Origin of the sequence: Snuella sedimenti, from assembly GCF_016428595.1 — a bacterium.
Taxonomy (GTDB): Bacteria; Bacteroidota; Bacteroidia; order Flavobacteriales; family Flavobacteriaceae; genus Snuella; species Snuella sedimenti.
On the sequence record NZ_JAELVQ010000015.1, the window covers coordinates 74,392 to 91,701 of the forward strand.

Below are 17,310 nucleotides of genomic sequence, written 5' to 3' on the forward strand. Positions count from 1 at the left end.
CTTCATAAGTTAAAAAAAATGCAACGAACATTAATAAATGTTAAGCGTGTGAAAAAAATCGTTCTAGGATTGATTTGCTTCCTGTCTATAACAAGTTCCAGTTATGCTAAAATATGGTTGCCTTCCATTTTATCGGACAACATGGTATTACAGCAACAAAGTGAAGCCACTATTTGGGGATGGACTACCAATGCAGCAGAAAGTATTACAATAACTACCTCTTGGAATAATGAAGCTGTTAGCACAAAAGCTTATCAGGGAGTGTGGTCTTTGAAATTACCAACCCCAGAAGCTGGAGGTCCCTATACAATTACCATAACAGGACATGAGGTGTTGGAATTAAAAAATGTACTCATTGGAGAAGTTTGGTTTTGTTCGGGACAATCCAATATGGAATGGACGCCTCTAAAAGGATTGGATAATGTCGAACAAGAAATTAAAGCAGCTAATTATCCCAAGATAAGGCTGTTTTCCGTAAATAAGAAAAAATCAGAATACAAACAAGATGATGCACAAGGTACATGGGAATTTTGCCTACCTGAAACCATGAAGGATTTTAGTTCTGTTGCCTATTTTTTTGGGCGTGAACTGCATAATGAATTGGAGGAGGTTCCAATTGGTTTGATCAATTCAAGTTGGGGCGGAACACCCATAGAAACCTGGATAGAAAAAGAACAATTAGAAGCACATTCCGATTTAAAAGAGGCTTCAACAAAAATTAAAGATTATGTGTGGTGGCCTAGAGATCCTGGGGTGACCTATAGCAGTATGGTGCATCCATTCCTAAATTATAACATAGCTGGTTGCTTGTGGTATCAGGGTGAATCTAACAGACAAAATGCACAATCTTATTATAAATCGTTACCACTGTTAATCACATCTTGGAGAGCAGCATGGCAAAAGGAGTTTCCATTCTATTTTGTGCAAATCGCACCATTTACCTATAACGATTTTAAAGAAGAAGTGGCGTTGGTGCGTGATGCCCAGTTACAAACCATGAAGACGGTCAACAATACCGGAATGGTAGTAACCAATGACATTGGAAATTTAAAAAATATACACCCAACCAACAAACAGGAAGTAGGAAGGCGTTTAGCACTTTGGGCACTTGCGAAAACCTATGGAGTTAAGGATATTGTATATAGTGGACCAGTTTATAAGACAATGGAAGTAAAGCGAAATAAAGCGATCATCCATTTCGATTATGTCGAAGGAGGTCTGGTTTCCAAAGAAGGAGAGCTAAAGACCTTCTATATTGCAGGAGCCGATAAGAAATTTTATCCAGCAAAGGCAAAAATAATAGGAAACACAGTTGAGGTGTCTGCTAAAGAAGTAAAACATCCAGTAGCAGTGCGATTTGCCTTCTCTGATGATGCCCTGCCAAATTTATTCAATGCTTCGGGGTTACCAGCTTCGGCATTTAAAACCGATACCTGGACAGAATAAAATTTAATTCAGATATACCATGAGCAAACATTTTATTTTATGCTTACTTTTTTTAACCCTTTTTAGTTGTAAGGAAACCGAAGAATCCATTAAAATTGCCTGTGTTGGAGATAGTATAACCTTCGGATCGGGGATTGCAAATCGAGAAAAGAATGCCTATCCCCAACAATTACAAGCCATGCTTGGTGAAAACTATCAAGTTAAAAATTTTGGTGTTAGTGCGAATACACTTTTAAAGAAAGGAGACCATCCATATTGGAGTTCCGATGCTTACCAAGAAGCACTATTGTTTAACCCTGATATTGTTTTTATTAAATTAGGAACTAACGATTCCAAGCAACAGAATAGAATACATCTGGAATCCGATTTTGAAAACGATTATAAAGCACTCATCCAATCATTTAAAGAAAAGAACAAAGATGTACGCGTGGTATTATTACTCCCAATACCATCCTTTTTAAAGGACTCTTCTAGTATTTGGAATCCCGTTATAAAAAATAAAATTATCCCATTAACCCAAAAGGTGGCCTATGAAACAGGTAGTGAGGTCATAGATTTGTATCAGTTGTTTATTGATAGCCCCAATCTTTTACCAGATACCATTCATCCTTCTTCGTTAGGAGCAACCCGTATGGCAAGACGCGCTTATGAAGCAGTATTGCAAGATACTTCAGAACAGTTTAATATAGCTATAGATCATTTAGAAGATAAGCAAGACCATAGTTTTTATGGATTTAACCAGACCAATTTTAAATGGAATGGCGTCGACTGTAAAATAGTACGACCTAAACACATAGCCAAGGGGCATCCTTGGGTGTTAAGAGCACGTTTTTGGGGGCACGAACCACAAACGGATGTTGCGTTATTAGAACGCGGATTTCATATAGCCTACTGTGATGTAGCCAATTTATATGGAGGCTCTGAAGCCGTTGCGCGTTGGGATGCCTTTTATGAATTAATGATTAAGGCTGGACTATCAGAAAAAGTGGTGTTAGAAGGTATGAGCCGTGGTGGGCTTATTATCTATAATTGGGCAGCTAAGAACCCTGAAAAAGTAGCATGCCTCTATGCCGATGCGCCCGTATTGGACGGAACCAGCTGGCCAGGCGGAAAAGGGCAAGGCAAAGGAAGCGAGGTAGATTGGGAACGGTTTAAAAAGGTGTATAATATAACGTCCGAGGACGAACTGGAACAGTTTAATGGTAATCCGATACATAAAGCCGAAACCATAGCGAAAGGAGGGTTTCCTATGATGCATGTATGCGGTGAGGCAGATATAGTAGTACCAGTAAACGAAAATACAAAACCATTCGAACAAAAGGTTTTAGAAGTAGGAGGAGATATAACGAGTATCTATAAGCCGGGAATTGGACACCACCCACATAGTTTAAGTAATCCCACGCCCATTGTTGATTTTATTCTAAGAGCTACAGATTGTAAAATTAATTTCGCCACTGTTGTGGCACCTGGATCCGAATACCGCTCAGGGGCAGGATGGAAATCTGGAAAAGGCTGGTGGTATCAAATGAAGGATATCGATTCCTTATGTCAAAATTCAGGATCAATCGATCTATTGTTGGTAGGTAACTCCATTACCCAAGGCTGGGGAGGAGATCGCACCTTAACTACCTATAAACCCGGACAGGTCGCCGCCGATACCCACTTTAAAGATCTGAAATGGATTTCATCAGGCATTTCCGGCGACAGGACCGAACATGTACTATGGCGTATCGAACATGGACATTACAATACTGGAAAGCCAAAACTGGTAGTGCTAACCATAGGCGTTAATAATTTTCCCTTTAATACCGCAGAAGAAATTAGTGCGGGAATTAAAAAAGTGGTAGTCCTGGCTAAAACAACCTTTCCCGAATCTAAATTACTGCTATTAGGACCTCTCCCAACAGGATTGGATAAAGATTCCGATAGAAGAAAAAAGTATAGAGCAATACATAAACGTATTGCCCGTCTTGGAGATAACACTTCGGTTTTCTATTACAATATGGAGCAAACTTTTTCAGATCCAGAAGGGAATTTGGATAGATCTCTATATGGTGGAGATGGCATTCATCTATTGCCCGAAGGATATGTAGCTTGGGGCAAGTTTATTAGAGAAAAGTACAATAATATAATTAAAGAGTAATGTATAATAACTGGCATCAAATAAGAAAAAAAATACCTGTATCAAGGACATTTGCCTTGTTAGTGATATGTACGATTGCAATAGGTTGCAAAACGGAAAAAAATGACGAACCAATCATTAAGGATAATCTGTTGGGATATGTCGATCCGTTTATTGGTACGGGATTTCACGGACATACCTTTCCCGGACCGGTCAGACCCCATGGCATGTTGCAACTAAGCCCCGATACCAAGTTGAACGGTTGGGATGCGTCCAGTGGATATCATTATGCCGATTCAACCATTTACGGGTTTTCCCATACCCATTTGAGCGGCACAGGGATTGGGGACATGGGTGATGTGTTGCTACTCCCTTTTACGGGTACAACAAAAGAAAAACCAATTGCAACCTTCAATAAAGCAGATGAAGTAGCCAAGGTGGGCTATTATGCTGTGACTTTTAATAATTATCCGGTCAAGGCCGAATTGGCTACTACCGATAGGGTAGGGATTCACCGATACCAGTATAACGGCTGTGATGAAAAGCGATTGCTTTTGGATATAGGTCATATTTTACAGCGCACTTGGGGACATAGCAATATTTATAATGAACTTGAAATAATAGATAATAAAACCATTAAAGGACTAAAACACTCAAAAGGTTGGGCAGATGACCATAAAGTCTATTTCTATGCACAGTTTTCCAGTCCGTTTACTGTTGATGAAGTGGTTGTCGACCAGAAAACAGTGTCGAAAGTTGGCACCTATAGTGGTAAGAATGTATATGCCTACTTAAGCTTTAATACCTTAAAGACAGATGAACCCTTACAGGTGAAGGTTAGTATATCTCCGGTAGATACTGATGGTGCTCGCTTGAATATGGAAACCGAGTTACCCGATTGGGATTTTGATAAAGTTCGTAAAGATTCCGAAGCTATTTGGAACAAAGCTTTACAGGCTATTAAAGTAAGTACTGAGAACGCGGCTAATCTTAAGGTATTCTATACCGCGCTCTATCATAGCATGATAGCCCCTATGATCTATCAGGATGTGGACGGACGCTATCGTGGTATGGACCATAAAATCCATCAGGCATCTCCCGACGCACCAAACTATACCGTATATTCTCTATGGGATACCTTTAGGGCGTTACACCCGTTAATGACCATTATCGACGAACAAAGGTCAGCAGAATGGGTTAATAATTTGTTGTTAAAATACCAGCAAGGCGACTTCTTGCCTATGTGGCCCTTAGCTTCAAATTATACGGGAACCATGGTTGGTTATCCAGCAGTCGCCAATATCGCAGATGCCTTGGCAAAAGACATTCCCGGTATAGATAAATCTCTGGCATTAGAAGCAGCTATTAATAGTGCTTCTTATAAACCATGGCTGATAGAAAATACAACTACACCAAGAAAAAAGGCCTTGATGCCTTTATATAATAAATACGTTAATGAGAACAAACATATTCCGGCCGATAAAATTATTAAATCCGTTTCTTTTGGATTGGAAATGGCTTATTACGATTGGTGTATTGCCGAAATAGCGAGGCAAAACAATAACGATTCTTTGGTAGCTGTTTTTAAGGAGCGAGCCAAAAACTACACACATTATTTTGATGCAGAAACAGGATTTATGCGTGGTAAAAATGAAGACGGATCTTGGGTAACACCATTTAACCCCAAGTATTCAAGTCATGAGAAAGCAGCCTATGTAGAAGGTAATGCTTGGCAATGGACTTGGTTTGTACCTCATGATGTTAAAGGGTTAATTGACCTTTACGGAAGTAAGGAAGCGTTTACTCAAAAATTAGATACCTTATTTACTACTTCTTCAGAAATTGAAGGCGAAGATGCCAGTAGCGATATCACCGGGTTAATAGGGCAATATGCACATGGTAATGAACCTAGCCATCATATAGCATATTTCTACACCTTGGCAGGACAACCTTGGAAAACACAACAACTCGTCGATCAAATTCTTAAGGAGTTTTATACACCAACTCCTGAAGGTATTATTGGTAATGAGGATTGCGGACAAATGTCTGCTTGGTATGTTTTAAACGCTATGGGCTTTTACCAGGTAACCCCGGGAAACCCTGTTTACACTATTGGACGCCCCTTATTTGATAAGGTCGAGATACCGTTGAAATCTGGTAAGACCTTTACCATTATAGCAGAGAAGAATAGTCCTGACAATAAATATGTACAGGCGTTTTATATCAATGATATTAAACAAGATACCTTGGTTTTTAAACACGAGGATATTAAAGCAGGCAGTACGTTAAAAATTGTTATGGGAAACCAATCAAAAATTTAAGGGTAATGTTTGGGGTTTCTTATCACGGAAAATGCAATATATCTCTTTTTGTTTATGAAGGATTACAATAAATTTGAGGCTTTCGGACAATTAATTCGATTTGTTGCCAAATGTACCCAAAACCATTGTTGTGGGAAGTAAGGAATTTGATAATTCTAAAATAGAAATAAAATCGCTGGTAGATATCTACTAGGTTTCACTCGATAATCGAGATTTGAATGCTCCGAGGCTTGCCTTGAAATCAAAAAATAATGTCTTATAAATACCTCGCGTGCTTGCACCGAGGTAGTTTATTGACTGAGAAAATAACCAACACTAAAAAAAGAACATTCATGAAAACAAAAAGCTATCCGTATCGCTTTATGCTACTACTTTTAATCATTTTATCTGTTTCCTGTAAAGAACAGGGGACAAAACAAACAGAACAATACAGTGATGTTTTGTGGTATGAACAACCTGCTGAAACATGGATGCAGGCATTGCCCGTTGGTAATGGGCGTTTGGGGGCTATGGTATTTGGCAATCCGCAGCATGAACGTATTCAGCTGAATGAAGATTCCATGTGGCCGGGAGGACCAGACTGGGGAGATTCCAAAGGAAACAAGGACGATTTAGAACTTCTTAGGGACTTATTGAAAAAAGGAGAAGCTCACGAAGTAGACAAATTAATTGTGGAACGTTTTTCGTATAAGTCTGTGTTACGCTCACATCAAACGATGGGAGATTTATATATCGACTTTCCGAATGCCAAAGATGTTGAAAATTATAAGCGCAGCTTAAATTTGAATGACGCGGTTGCATCGACTCATTACACAGCTGATGGGAAGGCATATTCCCAAAAAGTATTCGCGTCGGCCGCCGATGATGTGCTGGTCATCGCCTTGGAGACGGAAGCGAATGCGGGTATGGATTTTAATTTACGCTTGGATCGCCCTGAAGATAACGGACATAAAACGGTTACGGTATCCAATCCGTCAGAGCATGAAATTAGCATGAAAGGCATGGTAACACAGTATGGAGGTAAGAAAATGAACGAACCCTTTCCCATTGATTATGGTGTTAAGTTTGAAACACGCTTAAAAGTCAAAAACACTTCTGGTACCGTAGAAGCTAAAGATGGTATGTTGATGCTAAAAGGCGTAAAGAAAGCCATCTTGATCGTAGCAGGAGCCACATCGTTTTATCATGAGGACTATGTCGCTCAAAACGATAATACCCTTGAAAAAGTGAATGCTAAATCATTTGAGGTTTTATTAGAAGGACATAAAACGGACTATAAGCAATATTACGATAGAGTCGAGTTGGATCTGGGAGATCGTGCATTGGATTCAATCCCTACCGATAAACGCTTGGTACGTATAAAAGAAGGTCATGACGATGCCGATCTAGCTGCTAAATTGTTTAAATATGGGCGGTATTTATTGATTTCGTCTTCCAGACAAGGAACCAATCCGGCGAACTTACAGGGTATCTGGAATCACCATATTCAAGCGCCCTGGAATGCCGATTATCATTTGAATATTAACTTACAGATGAATTACTGGCCGGCAGAGGTCACTAATTTAAGTGAAATGCACGAACCCTTATTCGACTTTTCCGATCGTTTGTTGGAACGTGGAAAGATAACAGCGAAAGAACAATACGGTATGGATGGTGCTATGATGCACCATGCCACTGATTTGTGGGCACCTGCCTGGATGCGAGCAGCTCAGCCATACTGGGGCGCCTGGATTCATGGCGGTGGCTGGTTAGCACAGCATTATTGGGAGCACTACAGTTTTACAAAAGATGAGGACTTCTTAAGAGAACGGGCGTACCCTTATATGAAAGCCATAGCCCAATTTTATACTAATTGGCTGGTATGGGATGAAGCGGCAGAAAAATGGGTATCTACTCCCGAAACTTCTCCAGAGAACTCGTATACGGCTAAAGACGGAAAGCCTGCTGCTATATCCTATGGAGCAGCTATGGGGCATCAGATAATAAATGAAGTTTTTGATCATGTTCTAAAAGCTGCCGAAGTTTTGAATATTGACGATGATTTTACTAAAGAGGTGAAAGCCAAAAAAGACAATCTGTTCCCAGGAGTGGTTGTTGGAAAAGATGGCCGTATCCTGGAATGGAATGACGATTACGATGAACCAGAGAAAGGGCATAGGCACATGTCGCATTTGTATGCGTTGCATCCAAGTAATCAAATAACCAAAGCGCATCCTGAAGCTTTTGAGGCAGCACAAAAAACCATTGATTATCGTTTACAGCACGGTGGTGCCGGAACAGGGTGGAGTCGCGCCTGGATGATTAATTTTAATGCCCGGTTATTAGATCCTGCTGCAGCTGAGGATAATATTCGTAAATTTTTCCAAATTTCGATTGCAGATAACTTGTTTGACGAGCATCCTCCGTTTCAGATTGATGGGAACTTTGGGTATACAGCCGGTGTAGCAGAATTGTTGTTACAGTCGCACGAAGGGTTTATACGGTTATTACCAGCTTTACCATCCAATTGGAAAACCGGAAATGTAAGTGGGTTAAAGGCAAGAGGTAATGTTGAGGTCGATATGGTATGGGAAGCAGGGGTACTTAAAAAAGTAGGCTTGTTGTCCAGAGAAGATCAGAAGGTAACCATTAAATACGCAGGGAAGACGGTTGATGTCGACTTGCATGCAAATCAAAAACTATGGTTGGATGGGATGCTTAACAGTGTTCAATAATAAAACGATAAAATAATGTAAAACCTGTTGTGCATTTTAACAAAATTCTTATTCTCGATACAAATTTTACTCGATAATCGAGATTTAAATGCTCCGAGGCTTGCCTAAAACTCAAAAAGATATTTCCCATAAATGCCTCGTGTGCTTGCACCGAGGTAGTTTACTCATTTCAATCGTAAAATTCACTCGAATTGACAGAATTTTAAAACTAGTTTAATCTAAAATGCACAACAGGTTTGTAAAATAGAGATGATATGCCCATAACACTCATCCATAACCTTATAGATGTTGTGGCAAAGGTGGTCATTATCTTTTAAATGCAAGGCCAACGGCCGAAGGTCTTATTCCAGAACCAAGTGTGGAGCGTTTACAGGAAACAGGCAATTGGTTAAAAACCAATGGAGCGACTATTTATGAAATAGAAAGTTTTGAAAACCATTACAAACAAGGGGTTTGATAATCAGGAAGGTTTAAACATTAGCATTTCAAAAACTATTTTAAACAAATGGAACGATAAAACCTATGCATAGGTATTCCATATAAAAGGTGAAGAAATATAAGGATTGGGATCTACAGGTATAGGGCACTAAAAAAGCGCAAAATCAATAGACATTGCGCTTTTTTAAACTTTTGTCGGGGTTTTTGTTTAATATTCAGAAGTTAATATTGGTTAGGTAAAGCAGGTTGCATGTCGCCTATGGTTATGGCGTTGGCTCCATGATTTTTATAAGCTTTCAAGCGGGTTGTAGCACCGACAGAAATAGATGCGTCGGTAAGGTTGTTAAATACATTGTTGCGAATGGTAACATCTTCAGAACCTTTAATAACGATGGCGTGTTTACCACCGTTTACAACGTTGTTTTCAATTAAAATACGTTTGTGTAATCCCGGCATGTCCTTGTTAGGAGCTTTAACATGTAAAGCTACGGCTGATGCTCCCTCAATAGTACCGTCATCGGGGCCGCCCAAACCACAATTGTTAAATATATTATCTGTAATAATAACATCTTCGGAAGCGGTGCCTTCTCCCCAGTCACCTTCTGCACCTAAATGGATTGCGGTCCCAGTGGTGTTAGAGAAGGTATTGTTCTTGATTAGGACTTTTCTTGTTTTAACCAAAACCGACCGTGCGCGATGGGAACGGACAATACAATTCTTAAATTCTAATTGTGGGGTTGTTGTAATATTGATGAGATAATAATTATCGGTATCGTTTGGAATTTCTCCATCGTATTCGATTCTTACTTTATCCTGAAGCGGATAAGTCCAAAATTGATGTACTCTTACATAACTTTTTTCTTCCAGTGTGTTTTTGTCAATTACGGCTAAAACATCACCAGCCTGGGGTTCATCTAAATAGGAGGAGTGTGTATAGTTTTTGCGGTCTACCATAATATCACATTTTTTTGTATTAGGGTCGTTATTCGCAATATGGGTGTAATAGGTATGTACATTGGTGGCATCGTCACCCTGACCTCCAAACTCACAGGCGTTAAATTTTATGAAACCTCTGTTGGTAGCAAAATGGGTAGCGTCTGTATTTGTAGATGCATAACGTCCTTGGTTTGGTACTATTTTAAGATGGTTCATGGTTATGTTTTCACTTAGGTGCCCGACAATGCCCATACCAGCCTGGGAGTGAATGGTAACATTGTTTAAAACCATGTCTTTTGTTTTATAGATAAGGATGGCGGGACGGTAATGAAAACCTGAGTAGGTAAGGAGCATGTTGCCCAATTTGGATTGGTTGCGAATGTCTTTACCATAAAATCGCATAGTGTTTGGAGCGATCTGTTCTTTCCGTTTGTAATACACACCAGCACCTGAAAAGGATTGTTTGGTTTTATCGTAGATCATAATACGCAAAACGATTTGATCTTTGGCTAAAGTTTCTTCTTCCGTAAATGTCACGTCTACAAAATCGTCTCCCATATTGACAATCTCTCCTTGATTATTGGGTCGTCGTTTATAATCGATGGTAATACCGTTAAGAACTATATTTCTGGCGTTTCTAAAAGAGAGGGGTTCCATCCAGCCGTCGCAGATAAGTAGTGCATCTTTGGCCTGGATTTCCAGATCTTTGGCACCGTTAAAATCTAAACCAATGGCGTAATCCTTATTAGGAACAAATAGCTGATCTTGGGGGTTCTTACCTAGCTTTCCAGACATGGCATCATTCTGGATCTTTAAAGCCAAGGAATCAGAAATGTGGTAACGCCCTGCAGGTAAAAGCAGCGTGGCATTTGGGGTAGCTACTGCCTTTTTTACTGCATTTCGTAAAGCGTTGGTATCGTCTTTACCATCGTTGGGAATAGCGCCGTATTCAAGTACATTAATAGTCTGCTTGGGTTTTTGGGCATAATTATGAAAACCGGTTGTAAAAAAGAATAGTAGTGTGATTGTTATTTTATAAAATTGTAGTGTTCTCATCTTTTAGGTGTTATTAACAACATTTGATTGGGTGCTAAGCTCAGATGCAGTTGACCATTTAGTGTTTTATGATTACCTATAGTTTTTTGACCGTTAGGGCTTATTTCTTTAATAGTAACTTGTGTGATATGATGCCATTCTTTAGGGAGTTGCCATGTTTTGTTTGTATAGCCTGCTTTACTGTAGGCAATAATAGATTTGTTATCCATCCATAGTGCAGGGATGAATATATCATCATTTTCAACCAGAATTCTATTGTTCTTTGTAATGGTATATTCTGAGCCTGTAACAGCGGTAAGCACATTGTTTGAGAAAAATACTTTTTTAGCTGTATCGTTCGCAACATATTTTTGACGTTCTAATCTATTTAAATAATACCATATGATTGCTGACGTACAAAACTGGGCTTTGAATCCCGAGAGGTTTTCGGGGTCTTTCATGATGATGTCTTCGCCGTGCATGCTGGAACCAAATAGGTTACCGTTAATGCTCCTGTCTTCACCTCCTGTATAAAATGATGCTGGCCATTTCATGTATTCTTTTAGTCCCCAGTCTACCCACCAAACCATAGGCTGATAGCCTTCAAAAGCATCTTCGCGTAAAAAGGTGGCTCCTTCGCTGGTCACGTCTATGCCTTTTGAAGCCCAATAGTTGTATATGCTTTTCTGGGCTTGGGTTTCATCTTGTATTGAAAAATCAAGGAATGGGCTTGTAGGGGCTTTTATAAATGGTCTTTTTCCGGGACCATCTTTGCCTATTGGAGGCCAGGTATGAAAGGCATCGATATGAATGGTTCCTGCTTCGGCAATGGGAAGCAGATTACATAAACTGTCAATACGTTTTTGAGCGAAACCCGTTTTCCATTCCTGGGCATAACTAATGGGGTAACCCCATTCACCTTCTCTAAGTTTACCATTTGCATGGCGTGCTATAATATTGTGTTTTACATAGGTGTCCCAGAGCGGACTGTCCTCGTAGGCGTCAAACATGTTGATATGGATACTTACTGTGGTATGGTATTTTTTGGCCGCCTCCATAAGCCATTTCAGGCTTTCCAGGGCATTTTTATCTTGTGGGCGTTTCAGAGCGTCGTTGCCTTCAAAAAACGCCGGGTATTTGGAGTCGTGTCCATTATACTGCCATCCCACCAGGTAAATAATCTTAGGCATACCTAAAGTAAGGTTGTCGATCTTTTTGATAATGTCGAGAGCCTGTTCAAAGTTGACATATACTTTGGTCTTGCCATTGTCCTTTCGCTTTTGTTTACCCTCGTAATCGGCTTGCGACATGAATAATTTCAAGGTCAGCGTTTGATCATAACGGTGTTGCCATTTAATATGTTGCTGATTGCCTGAGGTATCAAAATAAAGGGTGTCCAGCTTTTGTGCATGAATATTTAATGCAGATAATAGACCAAAAGCTAAAACCAACCTTATTTTAGTTACAAGTCGAGAATGTATTATAGCATACATAAGGCTAAATTTTATTGTTCATTATTATGGCGTTATTAAAGTTTGTATTGACCAACGATTTCTCCGTCATCGCGTATCATTTTAACTTCAAGATTGTTCTGGTCTGCATAGAATTGGATTAGCGTACGGGAACCGGTTTTAGGGCCACCGCCTATAATGATAGGATAGGGATGATCGTCGGTTGGCGGGTGTACACCATAGCGATGGGTATGCCCAGAGATAACCATGTCTATACCGTACTTTTTAAATACAGGGTTAAATACTTGCCTGCAATGGGTGGTACCATGCCAGTCTCCGGAATGAAATGGGGGGATGTGCATTAACACTACCTTGTATTTGCAGTCACTGTATTCGCTTTTTTGTAGCTCTGTATCCAGCCATTTGGCTTGTTGTTCCCTGAATTCGTCAAATTTTACTATGTCGCCATATACCGGCGTTTCATCTTCTTTATCCTCTCCGGAATCCAAAACGATCCAATGTACCGGACCTTGCTTAAAGGAGAAATAATATTCTTGTTCTGGAAATTTAAAGTAGTCTTTAATATTCCTTGCAAATTTTCCACGGGTTTCATGGTTGCCGCGTATCATGATGAATGGTTTTTCGCTGGCAAACAGGGTTGTGCAAGGTGTGATTAGATGGTCGATTAATTGTTGTTCGTCTGTTTGATAGTCGAACATATCGCCATTAAGAGCTACAAAGTCATAGTTGTTATCCTTGTTTAGCGATAACAAGTCGGAAAAGGAATAGGGGCGATCGTGAATATCGTTAAGAATAAGGCAGGTAACGCTATCGGCATCCGAAGCTACGGTGCTAAATTCAAATGTATCGGATGTGATGGTATCTCCGTAGGCCAGATCATAAGGATCAAACTTAACGATCTCCCGACTTACTATTCTGTATTTATAAGTTGTGCCGGGATTTAGGTTGTTAAGCTGGATGCTATTTAATGTATTGTTTGCTTGTACAAAACCATCCAGATACGATTCGGCTTTTAGATTCAAATCTGCTTCCCCATATTCAATCCAACTATGGGCATTATTGTTTGTAATGAATAAAATATGCACCGAATTTTGGGTGCTATTTTGAAGATAGGGAGGGCATAAAAAACGAAATGGAGCTATAGCCTCCTTTGGTCTATTTGTGGCTGCTGTGAGTAACGGCAAGGTGCCTCCTACTATAGCCAGTGTTGATAGGTTTCCTAAAAATTGCCTTCTGCCTTTATGTTCCATGGGATTAAATTTTATAATTTTTAGTTTAGCACATGACAAAAATTAATTTAATAATTAATGTCAGTCAGAGCACTGTCGAAGACAATTAAAACACTAATTTTTAAAGCATTTCGACTGCGCTCAATGTGACATGATATTTTTTATCATGTACAGAGCATTTTCGAAGGATGAAGAAACTAAAAATTTCTGACATTCCTTATTATTTTTTTATTGGACGTATCATATAGGGCTGTCCGGCCTTCAGTGTTAGCTGTATGCGATCATTTTTAACTTTGACTTTGCCTGTTTGTTTAACTCCTGAAGTACTTACCTCGAAAATGCCCAGTGTATTAAAATATTTCCAAGTGTCGTCCAGTAGGAAGCTTTGGGTTATGGTAACATCACTATAGGCCGCTAAAATAGGTTCGTCTTTCCAGATTACGGGAAACAGCACTGTGTTTTTTTGTCGGTAATAGATATTTCCTTTACTAACGGTACTGTCTTTTAGAGAGGTAACGACCTCTTTTGAGAACAAGGCTTTTCGATTTTCACCATTTCCTGTAACACTTTTTCTTTTGAGGTTGTTTAAAAAGAAATATTGCAGGCAGTTTAAATAAAATTTTTGGGCAAAGGCTTTGTCCCAATGTTTTTTATCTTCATCATTTTTATGAGAATAGGGCCAGAGGCTTTCTCCATACATACTCTGGCCAAAAAGAAAACCCAGATCGAAATCACTGTATTTAACATCGGGGTTTATTCCGCTGCCGGTATATACATTGGCAGGGTAGTCCAAATAATCCTGTTGTGTGCGGGCATTAAAATGCCAGGCATAGGGCACCAGTCCGGTCATGTAATCCATGACCCACTCACTGGTAACGTCCAAACCTTTATCACGCCAATACTGCAAGGCTCTTTTTTGGTATTGGGATTCGGTTACGAGGCTTTCGTAATGTCCTTTACTTTCTCGGGCTATCCAGGCATCAATGTGAATAGTCCCGGATGCTTTTAATTCTGGGATGAGATTTGTAAGGCTGTCGATACGTTTTTGAGTCCAGCCTGAATGCCATTCGTTACGGTAATTAATTTGGTAAGCTTTACGGTTATTGTAATTGCCAATTACCATGAGGGAACCGTCTTTGTTTTTGGAGATTAGATCATGTTTTACATAGGTATCCCAAAGCGGACTGTCGTCGTAGGCATCGGTCATGTTAATATGGAGACTTACGGAGGTATGGTATTTTTTTGCTTCTCGTATTAACCAGGACAAACTGGCTTGAGCCGTTGGATCCTGAGGTCGTTTTAAGGCTTTGTTTACCTCAAAAAAGGCAGGATATTTATCGTCGTGTCCGTTGTATTGCCAGCCTACCAAATAGATAATTTTAGGGGCTTGCAGTGTTAATTGGTCTGCTTGTTTAATAAGCTCTAGGGCTGTTTCGAAGTTACAGGCTACCATACTACCACCTTTACCATCTGGTTTGGATAGAAATAATTTCATAACAACCGTTTGCGAATAGTCGTGGTTGAAGTTATTTTGGGCGATCACCATGTTAAAGGTAATTAAGAATAGAAGAGGGAGTATTGTTGTTCTTATCATTTTATAGCTGTATTTTTTTAATTTATTGTTCGTTGATGATTATTACACTGCCTCCATAAGGTTGAAGAGTGCATGTATGTAGTTGTTGTTTTATGTTGTTTTGTTTGAATGAAAACTGACCATCTTTTGCATCGCTAATTTCCATTAGTTTAGTGTTGTTAGTCTTTATAAAAGATAGATCTAATTGTAATTCAATTGGTTTTGATTGTCCAGAGATCACGCCTATGTACCACTTGTTCCCTTTTCTTCTGGCTATGGCTACATAGGCACCGGGATAGCCATCGATCAGCTTTACTTCATCAAATTGTGCCGGTATATCCTTTAAAAATTGTATAATTTCTTTCGGTTGCTTTGAATAGGCTTCGGGACTATCGGCAAAATGGAGTAGGGCGGACTGGAATACAATGGTAAGTGCTAATTCATGTGCATTGGTTGTAAGGTGGGGGAAGGTATGCTTTGTAAAGCCAACAGGTGTGTAATCCATTGAGCCTACCGTATTTCGGGTAAAGGGTATGATTGTATTATACGAGGGGGCTTTTTCTGGAAATTCAGCTCCAAAACCGTAGGTTTCTTCTCCTTTTACGGCTTCCATACTTAAAAGGTTGGGATAGGTACGGCTCCAGCCACGGGGTACAGTACAACCATGAAAGTTTACGAGCAGTTCATGGTCTAAAGCATCTTCCAAAATATCGAGGTATTGTTCTATAATTACCTGTTTATCGGAATTAAAGAAATCGATCTTAATGCCTTTTACGCCCCAGGATTTTATTCTGGTGAATTCTTCTTTTCGCACACGCGGATCATGCAAGCGTCCGCGAGGTTGTTCGGAAACATAGTTATGGGGACCACCGGAATTATACCAGAGAAAGATGCCAACACCTTTATTGGTTGCGTATTGAATAAGCTGATTTATGGTGCCATCTTTCATTTCGTTCCAATTGGCATCGATAAGACAGTATTCCCAACCCATATCGGAAGCCAGATCTATAAAGGTTTTGTTGAGGTTAAAGTCGCGTTCCCTAACCTGGGTACTCCACCATTCCCAGCTTACCCGTCCGGGTTTGATCCAGGATATGTCTTGTAATGGCCTAACTGGTTTGTTTAGGTCTAAAACCATATTGTTTTCTATTATTTTTGAAAGCGTCTTGCTTGTAACTATAACGCGCCAAGGCATTTCCCAAGGGCCGGTAAATGAAGGGATGGCTCTATACATCCCTAAAGCTTCTCCCGGGTCTGGAAAAGCGATCCGGTAAATACCATCCAGACAATCGTTGCCAAGGTGCGTACCTGGATAGTTCCTCTCTAAACCAGCTTCATGTATTAATACCCAATCTTTTTCGTTGTTAACTTGAAATAACGCCGGGAAGACCCATCCCGGTTTTTCGGGAGCGGGTTGTGCTACCTTACTGCCATTTGTATAGTAGAGTTCGTAAGCTGGTTTCCATTTGGTAGGGCCGCTGTAAGGAGCCATCCATGCCTTTCCTTCGGTAGGTATTCTAAATCCGGTGTGCTCAACCAGTAAACGTCTTTTTTTAGTGTAGTTGTCGGGTAAAATGTAACGAAACGCTATGCCTTCGTTGTATGCTCTTACTTTAATGATCAATAATTGATTATCTGAATTTATAAATTCATAGTCACGTTCATTATAGATACTGTTTATTTTGGTATGCTTGCCGTGTATTACATTGTAGGAATCTTTATTGAGTTCTACTTGACTATTGGACTTAAATTGCAGATCATTGAAAAAATCGGTGTAATTTAAAGTAAGCCCTAAGGGTGAATGATCGATGATGTCCCGTCCGTTTGACGACAGGCTGTAATACAGATGGGACCCATCGGCATAAGAGGCAATATTAGCTCCCGCTTCTGGTTTCTCTAAGAGGGCGATATGGAATGTTAGTTGGTTGTCGGGGCTGGTCAATGCTTCTTGGGTATAGCAAAGTCCAGCTATTAAAAGATTAAGTGGTATTATAAACCATCGTTTTTTTCTGTTCATTAAATAG

At 39.8% G+C, this 17,310-nt stretch carries 9 protein-coding genes and 1 pseudogene; 5 read left to right on the forward strand and 5 right to left on the reverse strand.

Going from position 1 to position 17,310, the window contains the following annotated elements:
• The first annotated feature begins 18 nt into the window (after window positions 1-18).
• From JF259_RS11900 to JF259_RS17815, 5 genes and pseudogenes are all read left to right on the forward strand, one after another.
• Complete coding sequence (locus JF259_RS11900; RefSeq protein WP_199115554.1) at window positions 19-1,446, forward strand: sialate O-acetylesterase; 1,428 nt, start codon at window positions 19-21, stop codon at window positions 1,444-1,446.
• Window positions 1,447-1,465: 19 nt separating this feature from the next.
• Window positions 1,466-3,589 (forward strand): GDSL-type esterase/lipase family protein, encoded by a 2,124-nt coding sequence (locus JF259_RS11905; protein ID WP_199115555.1) that lies wholly within the window; start codon window positions 1,466-1,468, stop codon window positions 3,587-3,589.
• The gene (locus JF259_RS11910) at window positions 3,589-5,889 is read left to right on the forward strand and encodes a GH92 family glycosyl hydrolase (RefSeq protein ID WP_199115556.1); all 2,301 of its coding nucleotides are present in this window, start codon (window positions 3,589-3,591) and stop codon (window positions 5,887-5,889) included. The genes JF259_RS11905 and JF259_RS11910 overlap by 1 nt, the downstream gene beginning before the upstream one ends.
• Before the next feature lie 332 nt (window positions 5,890-6,221).
• Window positions 6,222-8,603: a glycoside hydrolase family 95 protein gene (locus JF259_RS11915; RefSeq protein WP_233164247.1), complete on the forward strand. Its 2,382-nt coding sequence runs from the start codon at window positions 6,222-6,224 to the stop codon at window positions 8,601-8,603.
• Between the two features lie 298 nt (window positions 8,604-8,901).
• Window positions 8,902-9,060: pseudogene (locus JF259_RS17815) on the forward strand (alpha-L-fucosidase); the annotation flags it as partial.
• Window positions 9,061-9,263: 203 nt separating this feature from the next.
• Here JF259_RS17815 and JF259_RS11925 read toward each other — a convergent pair.
• The 5 genes from JF259_RS11925 to JF259_RS11945 form a co-directional block, all read right to left on the reverse strand.
• Entirely contained in the window at window positions 9,264-11,033 is a 1,770-nt protein-coding gene (locus JF259_RS11925; protein ID WP_199115557.1) for a right-handed parallel beta-helix repeat-containing protein, read from the reverse strand.
• Window positions 11,030-12,505 (reverse strand): endo-alpha-N-acetylgalactosaminidase family protein, encoded by a 1,476-nt coding sequence (locus JF259_RS11930; RefSeq protein ID WP_199115558.1) that lies wholly within the window; start codon window positions 12,503-12,505, stop codon window positions 11,030-11,032. The genes JF259_RS11925 and JF259_RS11930 overlap by 4 nt, the downstream gene beginning before the upstream one ends.
• Window positions 12,506-12,540: 35 nt before the next feature.
• Window positions 12,541-13,734: a purple acid phosphatase family protein gene (locus JF259_RS11935; protein ID WP_199115559.1), complete on the reverse strand. Its 1,194-nt coding sequence runs from the start codon at window positions 13,732-13,734 to the stop codon at window positions 12,541-12,543.
• A gap of 199 nt (window positions 13,735-13,933) precedes the next feature.
• Entirely contained in the window at window positions 13,934-15,307 is a 1,374-nt protein-coding gene (locus JF259_RS11940) for an endo-alpha-N-acetylgalactosaminidase family protein (protein WP_199115560.1), read from the reverse strand.
• A 22-nt stretch (window positions 15,308-15,329) separates the two neighbouring features.
• Window positions 15,330-17,303, reverse strand: a complete 1,974-nt coding sequence (locus JF259_RS11945) for a glycoside hydrolase family 97 protein (RefSeq protein ID WP_199115561.1) — start codon at window positions 17,301-17,303, stop codon at window positions 15,330-15,332.
• Window positions 17,304-17,310: the final 7 nt, after the last annotated feature.